This window comes from Marivita sp. (assembly GCF_017643905.1).
Lineage (GTDB): Bacteria > Pseudomonadota > Alphaproteobacteria > Rhodobacterales > Rhodobacteraceae > Marivita.
This window is the reverse complement of record NZ_JAEPMO010000088.1, coordinates 1-19,498: the sequence shown is the minus strand read 5'-3', so window position 1 is coordinate 19,498 and position 19,498 is coordinate 1. Positions and strand designations below refer to the sequence as shown.

General features: G+C 59.2%; 33 protein-coding genes. 4 read left to right on the top strand and 29 right to left on the bottom strand.

The annotated features are described in order from the left end of the window. Positions 1 to 210: 210 nt before the first annotated feature. The 4 genes from rpsK to JJ869_RS14545 form a co-directional block, all read right to left on the bottom strand. A complete protein-coding gene (rpsK, locus tag JJ869_RS14560) occupies positions 211 to 603 on the bottom strand; it encodes a 30S ribosomal protein S11 (protein WP_021693342.1) in 393 nt (130 codons plus the stop codon). Between the two features lie 15 nt (positions 604 to 618). Continuing rightward, positions 619 to 987 carry a 30S ribosomal protein S13 gene (gene rpsM, locus JJ869_RS14555; protein WP_292268151.1) on the bottom strand — a complete coding sequence of 123 codons (369 nt, stop codon included), beginning with the start codon at positions 985 to 987 and terminating at the stop codon, positions 619 to 621. Between the two features lie 201 nt (positions 988 to 1,188). After that, the gene (locus tag JJ869_RS14550; RefSeq protein ID WP_292268149.1) at positions 1,189 to 1,410 is read right to left on the bottom strand and encodes a helix-turn-helix transcriptional regulator; all 222 of its coding nucleotides are present in this window, start codon (positions 1,408 to 1,410) and stop codon (positions 1,189 to 1,191) included. Then, entirely contained in the window at positions 1,410 to 1,931 is a 522-nt protein-coding gene (locus JJ869_RS14545) for a hypothetical protein (protein ID WP_292268148.1), read from the bottom strand. Before JJ869_RS14545 ends, JJ869_RS14550 begins: the two co-directional genes overlap by 1 nt. A gap of 200 nt (positions 1,932 to 2,131) precedes the next feature. Between JJ869_RS14545 and JJ869_RS14540 the strand changes: the two genes are divergently transcribed. After that, positions 2,132 to 2,536: a hypothetical protein gene (locus tag JJ869_RS14540; protein WP_292268146.1), complete on the top strand. Its 405-nt coding sequence runs from the start codon at positions 2,132 to 2,134 to the stop codon at positions 2,534 to 2,536. On the opposite strand, the gene JJ869_RS14535 is transcribed toward JJ869_RS14540, so the two are convergent. The 3 genes from JJ869_RS14535 to rplO all read right to left on the bottom strand — a co-directional run bounded on the left by JJ869_RS14535 (position 2,533) and on the right by rplO (position 5,116). Continuing rightward, positions 2,533 to 3,177, bottom strand: coding sequence for an adenylate kinase (locus JJ869_RS14535; protein ID WP_292268144.1), 645 nt, complete (start codon positions 3,175 to 3,177; stop codon positions 2,533 to 2,535). The two genes, JJ869_RS14540 and JJ869_RS14535, sit on opposite strands and share 4 nt — an antisense overlap. Further along, positions 3,174 to 4,538, bottom strand: a complete 1,365-nt coding sequence (gene secY, locus JJ869_RS14530) for a preprotein translocase subunit SecY (protein WP_292268142.1) — start codon at positions 4,536 to 4,538, stop codon at positions 3,174 to 3,176. The genes JJ869_RS14535 and secY overlap by 4 nt, the downstream gene beginning before the upstream one ends. A 104-nt stretch (positions 4,539 to 4,642) precedes the next feature. Further along, positions 4,643 to 5,116, bottom strand: coding sequence for a 50S ribosomal protein L15 (gene rplO, locus JJ869_RS14525; RefSeq protein ID WP_292268141.1), 474 nt, complete (start codon positions 5,114 to 5,116; stop codon positions 4,643 to 4,645). Between the two features lie 350 nt (positions 5,117 to 5,466). On the opposite strand from rplO, the gene JJ869_RS14520 reads away from it, so the two are divergent. Then, positions 5,467 to 6,171: a vWA domain-containing protein gene (locus JJ869_RS14520; RefSeq protein WP_292268139.1), complete on the top strand. Its 705-nt coding sequence runs from the start codon at positions 5,467 to 5,469 to the stop codon at positions 6,169 to 6,171. Positions 6,172 to 6,274: 103 nt separating this feature from the next. Here JJ869_RS14520 and rpmD read toward each other — a convergent pair whose 3' ends face one another. The 11 genes from rpmD to rpmC all read right to left on the bottom strand — a co-directional run bounded on the left by rpmD (position 6,275) and on the right by rpmC (position 10,616). Then, positions 6,275 to 6,463 carry a 50S ribosomal protein L30 gene (gene rpmD, locus JJ869_RS14515; protein ID WP_292268137.1) on the bottom strand — a complete coding sequence of 63 codons (189 nt, stop codon included), beginning with the start codon at positions 6,461 to 6,463 and terminating at the stop codon, positions 6,275 to 6,277. Between the two features lie 5 nt (positions 6,464 to 6,468). Further along, positions 6,469 to 7,053, bottom strand: a complete 585-nt coding sequence (gene rpsE, locus JJ869_RS14510; RefSeq protein WP_292268136.1) for a 30S ribosomal protein S5 — start codon at positions 7,051 to 7,053, stop codon at positions 6,469 to 6,471. A 165-nt stretch (positions 7,054 to 7,218) separates the two neighbouring features. After that, the gene (rplR, locus tag JJ869_RS14505) at positions 7,219 to 7,572 is read right to left on the bottom strand and encodes a 50S ribosomal protein L18 (RefSeq protein ID WP_292268135.1); all 354 of its coding nucleotides are present in this window, start codon (positions 7,570 to 7,572) and stop codon (positions 7,219 to 7,221) included. A 12-nt stretch (positions 7,573 to 7,584) separates the two neighbouring features. Further along, entirely contained in the window at positions 7,585 to 8,118 is a 534-nt protein-coding gene (rplF, locus tag JJ869_RS14500) for a 50S ribosomal protein L6 (RefSeq protein WP_292268134.1), read from the bottom strand. 12 nt (positions 8,119 to 8,130) lie between these two features. Then, positions 8,131 to 8,523, bottom strand: coding sequence for a 30S ribosomal protein S8 (gene rpsH / locus JJ869_RS14495; RefSeq protein WP_292268132.1), 393 nt, complete (start codon positions 8,521 to 8,523; stop codon positions 8,131 to 8,133). 12 nt (positions 8,524 to 8,535) lie between these two features. Beyond that, the gene (rpsN, locus tag JJ869_RS14490; RefSeq protein ID WP_292268131.1) at positions 8,536 to 8,841 is read right to left on the bottom strand and encodes a 30S ribosomal protein S14; all 306 of its coding nucleotides are present in this window, start codon (positions 8,839 to 8,841) and stop codon (positions 8,536 to 8,538) included. Positions 8,842 to 8,854: 13 nt separating this feature from the next. Then, positions 8,855 to 9,415, bottom strand: a complete 561-nt coding sequence (rplE, locus tag JJ869_RS14485) for a 50S ribosomal protein L5 (protein ID WP_292268130.1) — start codon at positions 9,413 to 9,415, stop codon at positions 8,855 to 8,857. After that, positions 9,408 to 9,719, bottom strand: coding sequence for a 50S ribosomal protein L24 (rplX, locus tag JJ869_RS14480; RefSeq protein ID WP_292268128.1), 312 nt, complete (start codon positions 9,717 to 9,719; stop codon positions 9,408 to 9,410). The genes rplE and rplX overlap by 8 nt, the downstream gene beginning before the upstream one ends. Beyond that, complete coding sequence (rplN, locus tag JJ869_RS14475) at positions 9,719 to 10,087, bottom strand: 50S ribosomal protein L14 (protein ID WP_007427594.1); 369 nt, start codon at positions 10,085 to 10,087, stop codon at positions 9,719 to 9,721. Before rplN ends, rplX begins: the two co-directional genes overlap by 1 nt. A 76-nt stretch (positions 10,088 to 10,163) precedes the next feature. Further along, entirely contained in the window at positions 10,164 to 10,394 is a 231-nt protein-coding gene (rpsQ, locus tag JJ869_RS14470; RefSeq protein ID WP_292268127.1) for a 30S ribosomal protein S17, read from the bottom strand. Positions 10,395 to 10,409: 15 nt separating this feature from the next. After that, positions 10,410 to 10,616, bottom strand: a complete 207-nt coding sequence (rpmC, locus tag JJ869_RS14465) for a 50S ribosomal protein L29 (RefSeq protein ID WP_292063933.1) — start codon at positions 10,614 to 10,616, stop codon at positions 10,410 to 10,412. A 182-nt stretch (positions 10,617 to 10,798) separates the two neighbouring features. Here rpmC and JJ869_RS14460 point away from each other — a divergent pair, with 182 nt between their 5' ends. Further along, complete coding sequence (locus JJ869_RS14460) at positions 10,799 to 11,419, top strand: 2OG-Fe(II) oxygenase family protein (protein ID WP_292268126.1); 621 nt, start codon at positions 10,799 to 10,801, stop codon at positions 11,417 to 11,419. 255 nt (positions 11,420 to 11,674) lie between these two features. Here JJ869_RS14460 and rplP read toward each other — a convergent pair whose 3' ends face one another. From rplP to JJ869_RS14430, 6 genes are all read right to left on the bottom strand, one after another. Continuing rightward, positions 11,675 to 12,088 (bottom strand): 50S ribosomal protein L16, encoded by a 414-nt coding sequence (rplP, locus tag JJ869_RS14455; protein ID WP_188483779.1) that lies wholly within the window; start codon positions 12,086 to 12,088, stop codon positions 11,675 to 11,677. A gap of 2 nt (positions 12,089 to 12,090) precedes the next feature. Next, a complete protein-coding gene (gene rpsC, locus JJ869_RS14450; RefSeq protein WP_292268125.1) occupies positions 12,091 to 12,804 on the bottom strand; it encodes a 30S ribosomal protein S3 in 714 nt (237 codons plus the stop codon). Beyond that, complete coding sequence (gene rplV, locus JJ869_RS14445; protein ID WP_292268124.1) at positions 12,804 to 13,184, bottom strand: 50S ribosomal protein L22; 381 nt, start codon at positions 13,182 to 13,184, stop codon at positions 12,804 to 12,806. The genes rpsC and rplV overlap by 1 nt, the downstream gene beginning before the upstream one ends. Beyond that, on the bottom strand, positions 13,150 to 13,467 hold the full coding sequence (gene rpsS / locus JJ869_RS14440; protein ID WP_292268123.1) for a 30S ribosomal protein S19: 318 nt from the start codon (positions 13,465 to 13,467) through the stop codon (positions 13,150 to 13,152). The genes rplV and rpsS overlap by 35 nt, the downstream gene beginning before the upstream one ends. 3 nt (positions 13,468 to 13,470) lie before the next feature. Next, positions 13,471 to 14,313, bottom strand: coding sequence for a 50S ribosomal protein L2 (gene rplB, locus JJ869_RS14435; RefSeq protein ID WP_292268121.1), 843 nt, complete (start codon positions 14,311 to 14,313; stop codon positions 13,471 to 13,473). 200 nt (positions 14,314 to 14,513) lie between these two features. Then, a complete protein-coding gene (locus tag JJ869_RS14430) occupies positions 14,514 to 15,350 on the bottom strand; it encodes a c-type cytochrome (RefSeq protein WP_292268120.1) in 837 nt (278 codons plus the stop codon). A gap of 425 nt (positions 15,351 to 15,775) precedes the next feature. Here JJ869_RS14430 and JJ869_RS14425 point away from each other — a divergent pair, with 425 nt between their 5' ends. Beyond that, a complete protein-coding gene (locus JJ869_RS14425) occupies positions 15,776 to 16,099 on the top strand; it encodes a phasin family protein (protein ID WP_292268118.1) in 324 nt (107 codons plus the stop codon). A gap of 239 nt (positions 16,100 to 16,338) precedes the next feature. On the opposite strand, the gene JJ869_RS14420 is transcribed toward JJ869_RS14425, so the two are convergent. The 5 genes from JJ869_RS14420 to tuf form a co-directional block, all read right to left on the bottom strand. Further along, positions 16,339 to 16,635, bottom strand: coding sequence for a 50S ribosomal protein L23 (locus JJ869_RS14420; RefSeq protein WP_292268116.1), 297 nt, complete (start codon positions 16,633 to 16,635; stop codon positions 16,339 to 16,341). Beyond that, a complete protein-coding gene (gene rplD / locus JJ869_RS14415; RefSeq protein WP_292268115.1) occupies positions 16,632 to 17,249 on the bottom strand; it encodes a 50S ribosomal protein L4 in 618 nt (205 codons plus the stop codon). Before rplD ends, JJ869_RS14420 begins: the two co-directional genes overlap by 4 nt. Beyond that, positions 17,246 to 18,088 carry a 50S ribosomal protein L3 gene (rplC, locus tag JJ869_RS14410; protein WP_292268113.1) on the bottom strand — a complete coding sequence of 281 codons (843 nt, stop codon included), beginning with the start codon at positions 18,086 to 18,088 and terminating at the stop codon, positions 17,246 to 17,248. Before rplC ends, rplD begins: the two co-directional genes overlap by 4 nt. Before the next feature lie 13 nt (positions 18,089 to 18,101). Then, positions 18,102 to 18,410, bottom strand: a complete 309-nt coding sequence (gene rpsJ, locus JJ869_RS14405) for a 30S ribosomal protein S10 (RefSeq protein WP_188483786.1) — start codon at positions 18,408 to 18,410, stop codon at positions 18,102 to 18,104. Between the two features lie 119 nt (positions 18,411 to 18,529). Then, a partial coding sequence (gene tuf, locus JJ869_RS14400; protein ID WP_292268111.1) for an elongation factor Tu occupies positions 18,530 to 19,498 on the bottom strand: 969 nt, incomplete at its 5' end.

The window sequence follows — 19,498 nt, the reverse complement described above, 5'->3', positions numbered from 1 at the left end:
TCGGCAACAAGGGTTGCCACGCGCGACGGATCAGCGCCCGGCTTGACCTCAAGCTGTGTCGGCTTGATCAGTTCTGCCCAGTTTTTGTGGATCATGCGCCCCTCCATTCTTGTTTCTGCCCCATGTCCGAAAGGCAAAAACGCCCGAGGTTAAAATGACGAAAGCATGACCCCACCGAATGGTGAGGCCATGCCATTGTTGTGCTCGCTTTTAGACGCGGCGGCGCTTCGGCGGACGGCAGCCGTTATGCGCCATCGGGGTCACATCACGGATCGAAGTGATGTTGAAGCCGACAGCGGCCAGCGCGCGCAGAGCCGATTCACGACCCGAACCTGGGCCCTGCACTTCGACTTCAAGCGTCTTAACGCCATGTTCCTGTGCCTTGCGGCCCGCATCTTCGGCAGCCAGCTGGGCTGCGTAAGGTGTGGATTTCCGCGAGCCTTTGAAGCCCATGGTGCCGGCAGACGACCACGAAATGGCGTTGCCCTGCACGTCGGAGATCAGGATCTTGGTGTTGTTGAAGCTGGAGTTCACATGTGCGACGCCAGCTGCGATGTTCTTGGAGACCTTCTTCTTGCCTCCGCGACGGGTATCACGTGCCATTGGTGCAGACCTCCCTTATTTCTTCTTACCGGCAATGGCCTTTGCGGGGCCTTTGCGGGTACGAGCGTTGGTGTGGGTCCGCTGACCGCGTACGGGCAGGTTACGACGATGGCGCAGGCCACGGTAGCAGCCGAGGTCCATCAGGCGCTTGATGTTCATCTGCACTTCGCGGCGCAGGTCGCCTTCGACAGTGTAGTTCGCATCGATGTGTTCCCGAATGGCGAGCACTTCGGCGTCGCTCAGTTCGTTGACACGGCGGGTGACGTCGATGTTGACCGCTTCGCAAATGGCTTTTGCAGAGGTATGGCCAATACCGGTGATATAGGTGAGGGCGATTGGAACACGCTTCCCTGTGGGAATGTTCACGCCAGCAATACGTGCCACGTATGACTTCCTTTTCGTTGCGGGTCCGTAACGCCAGACCCTTTTTTCACAACATAAGGCCCTTCGGTTTTACCCTTGGGGCCCCCAGCTGATCAGGTGCTCCGCAGACGGGCGCGACCCGCGCTGCGACGGTGATTCTCGGTTAAGAGATGCCGGTGGATAGGAGTGATTGGCGGTGGCGTCAAGGGCGGAGAACCCGCCTCAGGCATCTTTATCCACAAGCGGCGCCGCTTCAAGAATATCGCCCGGCTGGCACTGCAAAACCTCGCAGATCCGCGCCAGCGTATTGAACCGGATACCCTTGACCTTGCCGGTGCGCAAGTGACTGACATTCTGTTCCGAGATACCGATCTGTTCCGCCAGATCCCGGGCCTTCATCTTGCGCTGTGCCAACACAACGTCGAGCCGCACGATGATCTCCATCAGACGAACCCGCGCATGTCGTCCACGGCGCGCGCCGCCTCGACCATGCTGCGCCCGATCACCACCATCAGACCCGCCGCCAGCAGTAGCCCAACCTGTGCAAAGCTGAACTGGACCGCCAGCATCCGTTCGCCATCGACATTGGCCGAGGTGAGCATCAGGATCTGCACGGTCCGCGTCACAATCTGCGCCACGGCGATCATCACCATCCCGACCCCGAGATTGCGGATGATCTTCGCCGCGTCCAGCGTGAGCGCGCGATTTCCGCGATAGAGCGCAAACAGAGCTTGCGCCTGATACAAGACCCAAGCGCCAATGAGCCACGGAACAAGGCCCACGATCCCGGCGCAAATGATCTGATCGTCGCTTTGCATTTCAGATACCGGCACATCCGGGAAGGCCGCCCGGATCGCCTCGGGCGAGAACTGCCCCATCAGGATGAGCACAACCAAAATCACAGGAGCCACAACGAGCGTCGTCCATGTGCCGAAATAAAGAACTGTGGGCAGAGTGAGGCGCATTTTTCCCTCCTTGTCAGATCAATACTTATTGTATTACAATAATTTTTAAATGAATCAAGTAAATATTTATGCGCTTTACATAAATTCTAGCCGCAATCGCCCTCGTCGGATGCAGCTCCATTGACCCCAGTGCCCTTGCGGCGCTGTCGAAACTGTCGCCTCTCACAGCAAATCCGGACGACATCCGCGCGGGCATAAACTTGCCCGTTGGCGTCACAATCCCCCCGGACGGCGCCGTTCTGACCTTTGCCGCAACACGGTCTGACACAGGGCAAGCCGACATGGGCGTGTTCGAATTGGACAGGTTGGAAACGGCGCAGGGGATGCTGCTCTTCCGTCTCGATCCTGAAGACCGCGCGGAGTACATCCGACTGCGGGACATGTTCAATGCTTGGGAAACAGAAGCACCGCGCGCCACCAATGGCACATTCTCGATTGATGTGGCCGCTTGCAAAACAGGGTCTGGTCCAGACCCCGAGGCGACCTTCTCGGTCTATGTCGCAACAGCGGCTGATGCGCCGCTGTCGGTCTTGGTCGAAGATGCCCCCATCAAGGACGCGCTTGAGGCGGCCGGTAGTGCGGGAGCATCTGATCTGTGTGACTAGGAGTCCAACACCTTGGCGATGTCCGCTTTCACGGCGGACATTTCGCCCAGACCGTCAACAGACGACAGTTGCCCCTTGGCGTAGTAGTAGCCAATCAGCGGCGAGGTCTTTTTGTAGTACTCCATCAAACGCTGCTTGAGGCTGTCCTCATTGTCGTCCGCACGGCGCTTGAATTCAGTGCCGCCGCAGTTGGAGCACTTGCCATCCGCCGGGATCGGCTTGGTGTGGTCGTTATAGACCTCACCGCAGGACCCGCAGGTGGAGCGTGCCGTGATGCGGGCGACAAGTGCATTGTCGTCGACCTGCATCTCGATCACCGCATCCAGCGTCTCGCCCGTCTCAGCCAGAAGCGCGCCTAGCGCATCGGCTTGGGCGAGTGTGCGAGGGAAGCCATCAAAGATGAAACCACCCTTTTTGTCTCCGCCCAACTTTTCGCGGATGAGACCGATGACGATCTCGTCCGTGACCAGTTCACCGCGGGCCATGACGTCTGCCACGACCTTGCCCATTTCCGTGCCACTGTCCTTGGCTTCGCGCAGCATGTCGCCGGTCGAAAGCTGGATCATGTCACGTTCGTCACAAAGGAACCGAGCCTGAGTGCCTTTGCCCGCACCAGGCGGGCCCAAAAGTATGATGTTCATCGACGCGCCGGGCTCCGTCTTTTGCCTTTGGCCTTACCCTTACCGCGCAGTTGCGACTTTTGTATGAGACCTTCGTACTGGTGGGCCAGAAGATGGCTCTGAACCTGCTGGATTGTGTCCATCGTCACCGACACCACGATCAGCACGGATGTACCGCCAAAGTAGAACGGGATCGCAAACTGACCGCGCAGAAATTCCGGCAGCAGACAGACCGCGGTCAGGTAGGCCGAGCCCAAAACCAGCACGCGGTTGACCACGTATTCGAGATACTCGGCCGTCTTTTTACCCGGACGGATGCCCGGAACAAAGCCATTCTGGTTCTTCAGGTTGTCGGCCACATCATCCACCTTGAACGACACGTTGAAGGTGTAGAAGTACGCGAAGAAGACGATCATCGCCCCGAAGAACAACAGGTAGAGCGGCTGACCCGGCCCGAAATAGGCAAGGATCGTCGACATGACCGGGCCGGTCTGCTGACCGCTGAACGTGCTGATTGTCGTCGGCAACAGCAGAAGCGAGCTGGCAAAGATCGCGGGAATCACGCCCGACGGGTTGACCTTGACCGGCAGATGACTGCTCTGCGCTTCGGCGATTTTCATGCCCATCTGACGACGGGGATATTGGATCGTGATCTTTCGGAGCGCCCGCTCCATGAAGACCACAAACATGATCACCGCAATGACCATGAGGATCACCCCAACGATCACGGCAGGGCTGATCGCACCAGAACGGCCCGACGCAAAGAACTGCGCCAACGCGGCGGGCACTTCAGCGATAATGCCAACGAAGATGATCAGCGAGATCCCATTGCCAACGCCGCGTTGGGTGATCTGTTCACCCAACCACATCAGGAACATTGTCCCACCCACAAGGGTGATCACGCAGGACGCGCGGAAGAACCAACCCGGATCAGTCACTAAATCGCCGGCTTCAAGGCTGACCGCCAGACCGTAGGCCTGGAACGTGGCAAGGAACACCGTGCCGTAACGGGTGTATTGCGCGATCTTCTTACGACCCGCTTCGCCCTCTTTCTTCAGCTGTTCAAGCGACGGCACCATGGAGGCCAGCAGCTGAACGATGATCGAGGCCGAGATATAGGGCATGATGCCAAGGGCAAAAATGCCCATTCGGCCCAGTGCGCCACCGGTGAACATCGTGAGGATGCCCCCGATCCCCTGCTGCGCCTGCTCCATGAATTCGCGCAGGGCGATGCCATCAATCCCGGGAACGGGGATGAAAGTGCCGATGCGGTAAACGATCAGAAGGCCAAGCGTAAACAGGATGCGGTTGCGCAAATCGGTCGCTTTGCCGAGCGCAGCCCAGCTTGTATTCGCGGCCATTTGTTCTGCTGCTGATACCATGCGGGTCTCTTTTATGATGAACGCCGCCATGAGCGGTCCGGCTCAGGCGGCGTTTGGAAAGCTCTGGAGGCTATGTAAGCGGCGCAGGGGCCGCTCACAACCTCTTATTCGGCAGCCTGCGCGGTTGTGACCGTCAGTGAGCCGCCAGCCTTCTCCACCGCGTCAATCGCGGATTTCGAAGCGCCGGTGACTGCCAGCGTCACTTTCGCAGTGATGTCGCCCTTGGCGAGCACGCGGATGCCGTCCAGCTTGCGACGGACCAGACCGGATGCGACCAGCGCGTCCTCGTCAATGGTGCCTTTCGCGTCAAGCTTGCCAGCATCGACGAATTTCTGGATCAGGCCCAGATTGACCACGGCGAACGCCTTGCGGTTCGGCTTGTTGAAGCCACGCTTCGGCAGACGCTGGTAGAGCGGCATCTGGCCGCCTTCGTAACCGGCAATGGCCACACCCGAACGGGATTTCTGACCCTTGATACCACGGCCACCCATTTTACCGAGGCCGGAGCCCGGACCACGGCCAACGCGCTTCTTGCGCTTGGTTGCGCCGGGATTGTCGCGCAGTTCATGCAGTTTCATATCGCTTCTCCTATGCCGGAAACGCCCCCGAAGCGATGTGGGACGAACGCGGCTTTTCTTGATTTCAGACTCAGTGACCCTTTGGGCCACCGGGGGCGTATAGAGGGTTGCCCATTCCGGATCAAGGGGGCACTGCGCTTTGCTCCGGACAAATGAACGATAGCCGATCTGCGCGGTTCTCGCAGCGGCATTATTCAATTGCGCAAGAGACAGGATGTGATCCTCTTTAGCGCATTCGACGCCACGAGGATCGTAGATGTACACACTGTCAATCCGCCCAAAGAAACGCCAGCCTAGGCTTCAGCCATCCGGATGCTTGCGCGTGCGCGAAGTGGTGGCATAGTTGCCTCATGCGACTTGCTCTTGCCCTCGCCCTTCTGCCGACCGTCGTGCTTCCCGATTGCACGACCGACGCGATGCTGGTGTTTGACGGCTCAACTTCCATGATCGATTCCTCGATGGGCATTCGCGGCCTGCCGAAAATCGCCGAAGCGCAGCGGGCCATGGCCCGCGCCCTGCCCGAGATCGAGGACATCCGCCGTGTCGGATTGATGATTTATGGGCCACAGCAGGTGGGCGACGCCTGCGAGGGCATCTCGCTGCGCTTTCTGCCCATCGAGAAATCCGCAGAGCCGATCCTCGAAGCGACACGCAATTTCGCGCCTGGCGGGCTGACGCCCCTCACGGCCTCGGTCGCACGCGCGGCTGAGGTCATGCAATACCGCACCGAACCGGGTGTGATCGTTCTGCTGACAGATGGGTCCGAAACATGCGGCGGGCGCCCCTGTGCCCTTGGCGCCGCGCTCGCAGATCAGGCCTATGATCTCACCGTCCACGTGATCGGGTTTCAGCTGAACCCGCATGACGGTTATTTTCAGTGGAACAATCCCGAACAGGAATTCGGCGAAGCCAATGTCGCACGCTGCCTCGCCGATGCGACGGGCGGAATTTACGTCACGACCGAAACCATTGACGAACTGACCGATGCGCTGCGGATGACGCTGGGTTGCCCCGTGATCGGGTGGCGCGTGACCGTCGAAGGGAACGCAGGCTGAACGAAAAAACGCCCGCTGTAGTACAACGGGCGTTCCTCATTCTTCATCCGAGCGCAACAAGGCCCTCATCCGAGCGCAACAAGGCGTTCAGTCAGCGTATCGCTCAGCCGCGCTCTTCGATGATCTCGACGAGGTGGGGAATGCTGCGCACCATGCCGCGGACCGAAGGGGTGTCTTCGAGTTCGCGTGTGCGGTGCATTTTGTTGAGCCCCAGCCCGATCAGTGTCTTGCGCTGAACTTCCGGGCGGCGGATCGGGGAACCGATCTGCTTTACAACGATTGTCTTAGCCATGTGGATCAAGCCTCCTCAGCAACGTGGGCGCTGTCCTGCGGAGCGTCTTCACGCTTGGGCAGGATGTCGGCCACTTTCTTGCCACGACGCTGCGCAACAGAGCGCGGGCTGGACTCTTTGGCGAGACCATCAAGCGTGGCGCGGATCATGTTGTAGGGGTTCTGCGAGCCGATCGACTTGGCGACAACGTCCTGAACGCCCAACATTTCGAACACTGCACGCATCGGACCACCGGCGATGATACCCGTACCGGTCGGTGCTGTGCGCATCACAACCTTACCGGCGCCATGACGGCCTTCAATGTCGTGGTGAAGCGTGCGGCCTTCGCGCAGCGGCACGCGGATCATCTTGCGCTTGGCCTGCTCTGTCGCCTTGCGGATGGCCTCGGGGACCTCCTTGGCCTTACCCTTGCCAAAGCCGACGCGGCCTTTCTGGTCGCCCACAACGACAAGCGCAGCGAAGCCGAAACGCTTACCACCTTTGACGGTCTTGGACACCCGGTTGATTGCGACAAGGCGATCCGCGAATTCCGGTGCCTGCTCTTCACGTTCGCGGCGATTGCCACGACGATTGTTTTCACGTTCTGCCATCTAGGCATCCTTTGTGTTGTGGGCCACTGGCCCGTTTGACCAATCCAGGTGAGCCTTTCGGTGCTCCCGGATCATCGGGAGGGGTCGCCCCCTCCGCAAAACGTGTGTCGGGCGGAAGCCCGGCCTACGGTGTGTATGAGGTGCGTGCCAGCACGCACCGATCGCTTAGATCTTCAGACCAGCTTCGCGGGCTGCGTCGGCCAGAGCCTTGACGCGGCCATGGAAGAGGAAACCGCCACGGTCGAAATACGCTTCTTCGATCCCGGCTTTCTTGGCCCGCTCGGCAATTGCCGCGCCAACCTTGGCTGCCGAAGCGACATCGTTCTTGCCGCCAAGCTCTTTTTCCATCGTCGAAGCCGCTGCCAGCGTCACGCCCCGAACGTCGTCGATCAGCTGAACGCTGATATTCTTGTTCGAGCGGTGAACGCTGAGGCGCACGCGCCCTGCATTGACCTTGCGAAGTTTGTTCCGAACGCGCAGACGGCGCTTCTGGAACAGATCACGTTTACTGTTTGCCATGTCCTTGCGTCCTTACTTCTTCTTGCCTTCCTTCTGGAAGATGTATTCGTCCTTATAGCGAATGCCCTTGCCCTTGTAGGGCTCTGGGCGACGCCATTCACGAATGTTGGCGGCAACCTGACCAACCTGCTGAGCATCGTGACCTTCCACGATAATCTCAGTCTGCTTGGGCACGGTCACAACCACACCTTCCGGAATTTCGAAATCAACGTCATGCGACAAACCGAGGTTCAGTTTCAGGACATTGCCCTGAAGCTGAGCACGGTAACCAACACCCCGAATTTCAAGCTCTTTCTTGAACGTGTTGGTCACGCCATGCACGAGGTTCGCAACCATAGTGCGGGACATGCCCCACTGCTGGCGCGCGCGCTTGGACTTGCCACGCGGAGTCACGGTGATCACGTTGTCCTCAACCGCGATGGTGACATCGTCGGTCGCGGTGAAGCTCTTGGCACCTTTCGGGCCCTTCACTTCGACGGTCTGGCCAGACACGGATGCAGAGACACCCGAGGGCAGCTCGACCGGCTGTTTACCAATACGAGACATTACCAGACCTCCTTAGAAGACGGTGCAAAGCACTTCGCCGCCAACATTGTGGCTGCGAGCGTTTGCATCGGTCATGACGCCTTTGGACGTGGACACGATCGACACACCCAGGCCCTGACGGACCTGCGGGATGTCGTCCACACCCAGATACACACGACGGCCCGGCTTGGACACGCGCTTGAGTTCGCGGATCACGGGTGTGCCATCGTAGTATTTCAGGCTGATTTCATATGCGGGGTGGCCGTTCTTGTCCTTGGTTTCTTCGAAACCGCGGATGTAGCCTTCGTCCGCCATCACCGCGAGAACGCGGCCACGCAGCTTGGACGCCGGTGTCATGGTGGTGGACTTGCCGCGCATCTGTGCGTTGCGGATACGGGTGAGCATATCGCCGATAGGATCGTTCATTCTATGCCCTCCTTACCAGCTCGACTTGACCATACCGGGGGCTTGTCCATTGCTGGCAAGTTCACGAAGCATGATCCGGCTGACCTTGAGTTTACGATAATAGGCGTGCGGACGCCCGGTGAGCTGGCAGCGGTTGTGCAGGCGCGACGGCGCGCTGTTCCGCGGCAGTTTTGCAAGCTTGAGGCGCGCCTTGAAACGCTCTTCCATCGGCTTGCTTTCGTCGTTCGCGATTTCTTTCAGCTCAGCGCGCTTGGCCGCGTAACGGGCCACCAGCTTCTGACGCTTCTTTTCGCGTTCAATCATGGATTTCTTCGCCATGGTATCAGTCCCCTCAGGCGTTGAACGGCATGTTGAAGTGCTTCAACAGCGCCTTGGCTTCCGCGTCGGTCTTTGCGGTCGTCGTGATGATGATATCCATGCCCCAAACCTCATCGACCTTGTCGAAGTCGATTTCGGGGAACACGATGTGCTCTTTCATGCCCATGGCAAAGTTGCCACGACCATCAAAGGACGGCTTCACGCCGCGGAAGTCCCGGATGCGGGGCATCGCGATGGTGATCAGACGATCGAGGAAGTCGTACATCCGGTCGCCACGCAGGGTCACCTTGGCACCAAGCGGCATTTCTTCACGAACGCGGAAGCCCGCGATGGATTTCTTTGCCTTGGTGGTCACGGCCTGCTGACCCGCAATCTTCGTCAGGTCCTCAACAGCGGATTTTGCTTTCTTGCTGTCACGAACAGCTTCAGCACCGCAGCCGATGTTCAGCACGATCTTGTCGAGGCGCGGAATCATCATGTCGTTCGAGTAGCCGAACTCTTCCTTCATCGCGGCCTTGATGGCGTCACGATAAATCGTCTTGAGACGCGGGGTGTAGGTTGCAGCATCAAGCATCGATCACATCCCCTGTTGTCTTGGCATAACGGACCTTCTTGTCGCCTTCGATCTTGAAGCCAACGCGGGTCGGTTTGCCGTTCTTGTCAACGATGGCCAGGTTCGATAGGTCGATCGGCATCGCCTTGGGGGTGCGGCCGCCCTGAGTGGTCTGGGACTGGCGCACGTGGCGGATCGCAACGTTCACACCATCGACGACGGCTTTGCCGGACTTCGGATCGACGGAGGAAATGGTGCCCGACTTGCCTTTGTCTTTGCCGGCAAGCACGATCACCTTGTCGCCTTTACGGAGTTTCGCAGCCATTACAGCACCTCCGGAGCAAGCGAGATGATTTTCATGAAGTTCTTGGCACGGAGTTCACGCACAACCGGGCCGAAGATACGCGTACCGACCGGCTCACCTGCGTTGTTCAGGATGACGGCGGCGTTGCGGTCAAAACGGATGGCTGTGCCGTCTTCGCGACGGACTTCTTTGGCGGTGCGCACGACGACGGCCTTACGCACGTCACCTTTCTTCACGCGACCGCGCGGGATGGCTTCCTTCACGGAAACGACGATGATGTCACCCACCGACGCGTATTTCCGCTTGGACCCACCCAGAACCTTGATGCACTGAACACGGCGCGCGCCGCTGTTGTCAGCAACATCCAGATTGGTCTGCATCTGGATCATAGTGTTTCTCCCGACGTCCCGGACCGCCTTTTAGGACATTGGCCCGGGGGTTTCGTAAATGCCGAAAGGCTATCGCTTACTCAGCGATAACCTCCCAACGTTTGGTCTTCGACTTGGGGGCGCATTCCTGAATGCGGACAACGTCCCCTACGGCGAATGTCTCGGCCTCGTCATGGGCGCGATATTTCTTGGACTTCCGGATCGTCTTCTGAAGAACCGGGTGCTTGAAGCGACGCTCGACCGACACGGTTACGGTCTGAGTGTTCGCGGTCGAGGTGACGACACCTTGAAGAATACGCTTGGGCATATCTGTGGCTCCCTCTTACGCGTCGCTGGCCGCAGCGGCGGCCTTCTGGTTCAGCACGGTCTTGATGCGTGCCACGTTGCGACGCACCTGACGGATGCGTGCGGTGTTCTCAAGCTGGCTTGTGGCCTGCTGAAAGCGGAGGTTGAAGGCCTCTTTCTTCAGCGCGACAAGCTCGTCCCGGAGCTGATCCGGGGTCTTGTCATTCAGTTCCTTGGCGTTCATGCGCCGTTCCTTTCTATCAACATCACCGGAGAGCCCCATCGTTATCGTGGGTCACCCTGATTCCCGGTGGAGGTGGATGAGCGCGCCGTATAGGCCGGACAGCCCGATGGCGCAACCCCTTTGTTTTCAAGGCGCGACAATGCCCTCTCGCCAACGCGTGCGCCCCATATTATGAGGGGCGCATGAGCACAATATCTTCCCTCTTCGTGACCCGCCTCTACCACGCACCGCTGTCCGAACACGGACCGGCAATTGATGCCGAGGAAATGGAAAACTCCTGTTTCGCCATCGCCGAAGATGACGAGGCAGGCCAGCAATGGTGCGAGGACAACGCCTATCCCGGCTACACATCCTATGCGTCCCTCTCCGACCTGCCCTGGCGCTTTCCGATCTTTGCCGATCTGGTTACATCGCTCGACGCCCATGTCGCCGCTTTTGCCGAGGATCTGGAATTCGATCTGGACGACCGCAAGCTGGTGCTTGAGGACCTTTGGATCAACATCCTGCCGGAAGGCGGCTTTCACGCGGCCCACATCCACCCCCATTCGGTGATTTCCGGCACGACCTACGTGTCCATGCCCAAAGGGGCCTCCGCCCTGAAACTCGAAGACCCCCGCCACGCCATGATGATGGCCGCCCCACCCCGCCGCAAAGACGCACGCGAGGAGATGCGGAACTTCATCTACGTGAAGCCGTTGGTCGGGGATGTCCTGCTCTGGGAAAGCTGGCTGCGCCACGAGGTGGTGATGAACCAGTCAGAGGACGAGCGCGTGTCGGTGAGTTTTAACTATCGGTGGGAGTGACGTGATGCCCAAAGTGATAACTGAGCCACTGAACCGTCGATCCTTGTCTGAAAACACAGAGCACATGGCCTGGCTTGAGGAAAATGCCGAAGCGTTCGAGGCTCAGTCGGAATGGCATAGAAAGCATTGCCATCCGTTCAGGGACATATGGTTTGGTTCGTTGCCGAAACTTGGCGTGAATAAATAAGACCCCCGGCGCTTTCACACCGGGGGTCTTAAATTTCGTAGGGTGCGTGCGTGCACGCACCGAACCGCTTACCAGTCCTCGCGAACCACGACGCGGGTCTTGATCGGCAACTTCATCGCGGCCAGACGCAGCGCTTCGCGGGCGACATCCTCACCGACACCGTCGATTTCGAACATCACGCGGCCCGGCTTCACCTTGGCGGCCCAATAATCGACCGAACCCTTACCTTTACCCATACGGACTTCGGTCGGCTTCGACGTGACCGGGGTATCCGGGAAGATGCGGATCCAGACACGGCCTTGACGCTTCATGTGGCGCGTCATGGCACGACGGGCTGCTTCGATCTGACGTGCTGTCACACGCTCAGGCTGAAGCGCCTTGAGGCCGAAGGTGCCAAAGTTCAGATCGGAGCCGCCCTTGGCTTCGCCCTTGATCCGACCTTTGAACATCTTGCGGAATTTTGTACGCTTTGGTTGAAGCATGATTAGTTCCTCCGACCGCCGCCAGCACCACGCGGTGCGGGACCGTCTTGCAGTTCCTGTGCCTTACGATCCCGAGCGGACGGATCATGCTCCATGATCTCGCCTTTGAAGATCCAGACCTTGATGCCGATGATGCCGTAGGGCGTTTCCGCTTCTACGTGGGCATAATCGATGTCGGCGCGCAGCGTGTGCAGCGGCACACGGCCTTCGCGGTACCATTCGGTCCGTGCGATTTCCGCACCACCCAGACGGCCGGCAACGTTCACGCGGATGCCAAGGGCACCCATACGCATGGCGTTCTGCACGGCGCGCTTCATGGCACGACGGAAGGACACACGACGCTCGAGCTGCTGGGCGATGCTTTCGCCAACCAGCTGGGCGTCCAGTTCCGGCTTGCGCACTTCAACGATGTTGAGGTGCAGTTCGGAATCAGACATCGCGGCCAGCTTCTTGCGGAGCGTCTCGATGTCCGCGCCTTTCTTGCCGATGATGACGCCCGGACGGGCTGTGTGAATGGTCACGCGGCACTTCTTGTGCGGACGTTCGATGATGACACGGGCCACACCGGCCTGCTTGCACTCTTTCTCGATGAACTCGCGCATTGCGATGTCTTCGAGCAGAAGATTGCCGTAGTCCTTGGTGTCTGCGTACCAGCGGCTGTCCCAGGTGCGGTTCACCTGAAGGCGCATGCCGATCGGATTGGTCTTGTTACCCATTAGGCTTGCTCCTCGACTTGACGCACCTTGATGGTGATCTCCGAAAACGGCTTCATGATCTTGCCGAAACGGCCACGTGCCCGCGGACGGCCACGCTTCATCACGAGGTTCTTGCCCACATAGGCTTCGGCGACGATCAACTCGTCCACGTCAAGCCCGTGGTTGTTTTCAGCATTGGCGATGGCCGACTGAAGGCATTTCTTCACGTCTGCCGCGATCCGCTTCTTCGAGAAGGTCAGATCGGTCAGCGCCTTGTCCACTTTCTTGCCGCGGATGAGACCGGCGACCAGGTTGAGTTTCTGCGGGCTGGTGCGCAGCATCCGCAGCTTCGCCATGGCTTCGTTGTCAGCCACGCGGCGGGGGTTCTTTTCCTTGCCCATGACTTACTTCCGCTTCGCTTTTTTTGTCAGCCGCGTGACCGTAATAGGTCCGGGTCGGCGAATATTCACCGAACTTCTGACCGATCATGTCTTCGGTGACGTTCACAGGAACATGCTTCTGGCCGTTGTAGACGCCAAACGTCAGGCCCACGAACTGGGGCAGGATCGTCGAGCGGCGCGACCAGATCTTGATGACTTCGTTGCGGCCGGATTCACGCGACGCTTCTGCCTTCTTCAAGACATAGGCATCGACGAACGGGCCCTTCCATACAGAGCGCGACATGGTTTACCGCCCCTTCTTCTTGGCGTGACGCGAGCGGATGATCAGCTTCTGCGACGCCTTGTTTCTGTTGCGGGTCTTCTTGCCCTTGGTCGGCTTGCCCCACGGGGTCACCGGGTGACGACCACCCGAAGTCCGGCCTTCACCACCACCGTGCGGGTGGTCGATCGGGTTCATGACGACGCCACGGACCGACGGACGCTTGCCGTAATGGCGCATACGACCGGCTTTACCGAAGTTCTGGTTCGAGTTGTCCGGGTTCGACACGGCACCGACGGTGGCCATGCATTCCTGACGGACCATGCGAAGTTCACCCGAGCTCAGGCGGATCTGCGCGTAGCCACCGTCACGACCCACGAACTGAGCGTAGGTGCCCGCGGCACGTGCGATCTGACCACCCTTGCCGGGCTTCAGCTCGATGTTGTGAATGATTGTGCCGATGGGCAGGCCCGAGAACGGCATCGCATTGCCCGGCTTCACGTCGGCCTTGGCCGATGCGACCACGCGGTCGCCGATGGCGAGACGCTGTGGGGCAAGGATGTAGGCCTGTTCGCCATCGTCATACTGAACGAGCGCGATAAAGGCGGTGCGGTTCGGGTCATATTCGATGCGCGCGACGGTCGCGCCCACGTCAAACTTGTTCCGCTTGAAATCGACGATCCGGTAAAGGCGTTTTGCGCCACCACCGCGACGGCGGGATGTGATACGTCCGGTGTTGTTCCGGCCACCCGACTTGGTCAAACCCTCTGTAAGGGCTTTGACCGGACGGCCTTTCCACAGCTCCGAACGGTCGATCAGCACCAGCCCGCGCTGGCCCGGCGTCGTCGGCTTATACGACTTGAGTGCCATGCTTTCTGTCTTCCGTTAGCAAGTGCAGGTCTTGAAGGACCCGCTATGTTTGGGCGGACGTATCCGCCGTGGGTATAGGGCCCCGAAGTTCCCCGGTTAACGCAACAACGAAGCCCCGGACGAATCCGGGGCTGCGCGGTTGGGGCTTACTAGGAGGTCAGGCCATCCGGGTCAAGAGGGCCCTGCCCTATTCCCGTAGATCAATTGACATCCGGCAGTGGCGGCAATTGCCTCAGGTACAGAACCACTGCATCGAGGTCACCCTCGGTCATCGCTGCATAATGCGCGTAGCCCATCGGTGGCATCATGCGCGTGCCGTCTGGCCGTATGCCTTGGGTGATCATCATCTTGATCTCGTCATCGGAATATCCGGCGAGACCGTCCTCATGCGACGTCAGGTTGGCCGAGATCGACGTGCCCCACGGTCCATGGAACTCGAACCCGCCAGCACCCAGATGGGTGTCGAACTTTGGTCCCATGTCTCCCATTGGAGTATGGCATTCCATACAATGTGCCACTGGCCCGGCAAAATACTCGCCATAGGCAACGGTCACGCCGCGTGGAATCGACGGTACAGTATCGATTGGAGGGCCATAGGCTGGCGGCAGCGGTATGTTGTATGTCGAGGTTGGCGTTTGTGTGTCAACGGCCGCAACCGTGCGCATGAAGGCGACAATCGAGTAAAGGTCGTCGTCGGACAGGCCTCGATAAAGCGTGATCGGCATTGGTGGCCCAATCACCGTTCCGTCCGGACGAATGCCCTCGCGAATGGCGCGGGCGAATTCGTCATCGCTCCACGCGCCGACTCGCGATGCTGGCGTGATGTTGACTGCCCAAGCTTCGAAAGCCGGGTTCTTATCAACCATCATGCCGCCGAACTCTTTCGACATGTCCGGTCCGTTGGGCGTCTGGGGCGTGTGGCAATTCCCGCAGCCCGCCGGCCCCCGCACCAGATACTCCCCGCGCTCGACCGAGACCTCGCCCGCAACAGCCCCCGCGATGACACTCAGAACACCCGCAATTAGAAAACCTCTCATAGTTCAATCCTTTATAATCCGTGAGACCTGAAAGAACGTGGCTCACGCGCTCAGACTATGGGGAGTTCCAGCGTCTCACCAAATAGATTCCTCGCTGCACGGCAGCACATATTCCAGCGGCAGAGTGCGTTTTCACACGAAAAATCTTAAGCAGGACCATCGCCGAACCGCAGGCTGGCGATCCGATTGGCATCTCCCTGAGGTACGTGTTCAATCGCACCGCCCGCGATCCAACCGTCACCAGAATGCCCGATCGCGGTAAGGCTGATAACACATGAAGCAGCATCCGACCAAATCCACCGGGCTGCACAGGCCCGGCTTTCCGGAACAAACACGATCCAAATCAAAGTCGACCTTGTCGCCATCTGCTAAAATTCTCCTGACGCGCACTCAGTGGACGAAAACCAATGTGAGGAGATGCCAAGATGGCTGCACCCAAACCGAAGGCAAAAAAAGCCGCAGAGACTAATGTTATGGCTGATGGGATGAACAAATTTCCGCTGGTGAATCCTCAAGTCTGGCAAGAGATCCTGAGCGAAAGCGCCGCGTTCATGACGGAGCGCCTGCAAAAGGACCTAGAAACCCAGCAGGCAATGCTGACCTGTAAATCTCCTGTCGAATTGATCAAAATTCAATCCGAATTTGTTCAGGAAGCGCTGACCGACTACACCGAAGAAGCCACGCGGATGTACAAACTCCTGACCAATACCAACGGCACCGCTCGCGATTACGACGACGTCCCTCTTTGACCAAATGAAGACCCCAGCCTGATCGCAGGCAGGGGTTTGAGTTCCACAACACGTGATCGACATGTTATCGACCCGCAGTAGGGTGCGTATTCACGTGCACCACCTGTATGTCCGGCCCGTCGACGCATGACATGACAGGTGGTAGCTTCCGAAAAATTTCTCTCAAAACGACAAAGCCCCCCGCCATCACTGGCGAGGGGCTTTCTCATTCTCTCAGACCGGGCCGAAACCCGACCAGATCACAGACCCGTGGTCACGTCGATCGTGTTGCCTTCGGCGAGGGTCACGTAGGCCTTCTTCACGTCTTTCCGCTTGCCCAGCTGGCCGCGGAAGCGCTTGACCTTGCCCTTGGTGATCGTCGTGTTTACCGCCTTGACCGACACACCAAAAAGCGCCTCAACGGCCTCTTTGATCTGCGGTTTGTTGGCGTCGATCGCCACTTCGAACACCACGGCACCATTTTCGGATGCCATTGTGGTTTTCTCGGTGATGATCGGCTTGCGGATCACATCGTAATGTTCAGCTTTCGCGCTCATTTCAGACGAGCCTCCAGTGCTTCGACACCCGCTTTCGTGAGCACGAGCGTGTCACGCTTCAGGATGTCATAGACGTTTGCCCCCATCGACGGCAGAACATCGAGACCTTCGATGTTTGCTGCGGCGCGGATGAAGTTTTCGTTCACCTCTGCCCCGTCGATGATCAGCGCGCGCTTCCAGCCCAGGTTCTTGACCTGCTTGGCCAAGGACGATGTCTTGCCATCGGATTCGATGTTCTCGATGATGACAAGCGACCCGTCTTTGACCTTCGCGGACAACGCGTGCATGAGGCCCAGCTTGCGCACCTTCTTGGGAAGGTCATGCGCGTGGCTGCGCGGCGTCGGGCCCTTGTAGATACCACCCTTGCGGAAGATCGGTGCCTTCCGGGAGCCGTGACGTGCGCCACCGGTGCCTTTCTGGCGGTAGATCTTCTTGGTCGAGTAGCTGACTTCGGACCGTGTTTTCACCTTATGTGTACCAGCCTGCGCTTTGTTGCGCTGCCAGCGAACGACACGGTGCAGAATGTCGGCGCGCGGCTCGAGACCGAAGATCTCGTCGCCCAGCTCGACCGCCCCGGCGGTTCCGCCGTCCAGTTTGATCACGTCGAGTTTCATTCGTCGCCTTCCTTCTTCTCGGCCTGAATTTCTGCCTCGGCTTCTTTCAGAGCGGCTTCTTCGGCTGCGGCTGCCTCTGCTGCGGCAGCTTCTGCTGCAGCGGCTGCTTCAGCTGCGGCCTGAGCGGCGGCTTCTTCGGCCAGACGCTTGGCCTCTTCACCAGCCGACCGCAGAGCGGCGGGCAGGATCACGTTTTCCGGCGTCGGCTTCTTCATGGCGTCCTTGACGGTCACCCAACCACCTTTGGAGCCGGGAACAGCGCCTTTGATCATGATGATGCCGCGTTCCGCGTCCGTCTTCACAACCTGCAGGTTCTGTGTCGTCACTTTGACAGCACCCATGTGACCGGCCATCTTCTTACCTTTGAAGACCTTGCCCGGATCCTGACACTGACCGGTGGAGCCGTGCGAACGGTGCGAAATCGACACACCGTGCGACGCGCGCAGACCACCGAAATTGTGCCGCTTCATGGCACCGGCAAAACCCTTACCGATCGAGGTGCCGGAGACATCCACATACTGACCTTCGAAGTAATGGTCAGCGGTGATCTCTTCACCCACGTTGATCAGGTTCTCGGGGGCGACGCGGAATTCCGCGACCTTCCGCTTGGGTTCCACGTTCGCCGCAGCAAAGTGACCGCGCATCGCCTTGGAGACGCGCTTTGCCTTGATCGAACCGGTGCCCAGCTGAACCGCCGAGTAGCCGTGCTGTTCGGGTGTGCGCTGAGCGACCACCTGAAGATTGTCGAGTTGGAGGACGGTCACGGGAATCTGCTTTCCGTCTTCCATGAAAAGCCGGGTCATGCCGACTTTTTTCGCGATGATACCAGAGCGCATCATTGGGATACCCTCCTTATACCTTGATCTCGACGTCCACGCCGGCGGCGAGGTCGAGCTTCATCAGCGCATCAACGGTTTGCGGGGTCGGATCAACAATGTCGAGCAGACGCTTGTGGGTACGGATTTCCCACTGGTCACGCGACTTCTTGTTGACGTGCGGGCCACGCAGAACGGTGAACTTCTCAATCTTGTTCGGCAGCGGAATCGGGCCGCGCACTGTGGCGCCCGTCCGCTTTGCGGTGTTGACGATTTCCTGTGTCGACGCGTCGAGCACACGGTAGTCAAACGCCTTGAGCCGAATGCGAATGTTTTGGCTTTGCATTGGTCTTAGCCTTTATTGGCGTTGCGGTTGAGAGGATGAAGCAGGACCACCCTGCCCCTTCATCGAACCGAATACGGGACGGCATGACACCGCCCCGCGCAATTTGGGATCGTCGCGACTTAGTCGACGATTTTGGACACGACGCCCGAACCGACGGTGCGGCCGCCTTCGCGGATGGCGAAGCGGAGGCCGTCTTCCATGGCGATCGGCGCGATCAGTTCAACGTCGAACTTCAGGTTGTCGCCCGGCATCACCATCTCGGTGCCTTCCGGCAGCGTCACGGTGCCCGTCACGTCGGTCGTCCGGAAGTAGAACTGCGGACGATAGTTCGCGAAGAACGGTGTGTGGCGGCCGCCTTCTTCCTTGGTCAGGATGTAGACCTCGGCTTCAAAGCGGGTGTGCGGCTTCACCGATTTCGGCGCGCAGAGAACCTGGCCACGCTCAACGCCTTCGCGGTCGATGCCGCGCAGCAGGGCGCCGATGTTGTCGCCGGCTTCACCACGGTCCAGCAGCTTGCGGAACATTTCCACACCGGTGCAGGTCGTGGTCTGGGTGTCGCGGATGCCGACGATCTCGATCGAGTCGCCCACGTTGATCACGCCACGCTCCACACGACCGGTCACAACCGTACCACGGCCCGAGATCGAGAACACGTCTTCGATCGGCATCAGGAACGGCTGGTCGATCGCACGCGCCGGCTGCGGGATGTAGTCGTCAACAGCCTGCATCAGTTCGCGGATCTTGTTCTCGCCGATTTCCGGCTGCGTGCCGTTCATGGCGTGCAGAGCGGAGCCCGCGATGATCGGGATGTCGTCGCCCGGGTAGTCATAGGCCGACAGAAGCTCGCGGATTTCCATCTCGACGAGTTCCAGAAGTTCCGGATCGTCCACCTGGTCCACCTTGTTCATGAACACGACCATCGCGGGGATGCCCACCTGGCGGCCCAGCAGGATGTGCTCGCGGGTCTGCGGCATCGGGCCGTCAGCTGCGTTCACAACCAGGATCGCGCCGTCCATCTGGGCAGCACCGGTGATCATGTTCTTCACGTAGTCGGCGTGGCCGGGGCAGTCGACGTGTGCGTAGTGACG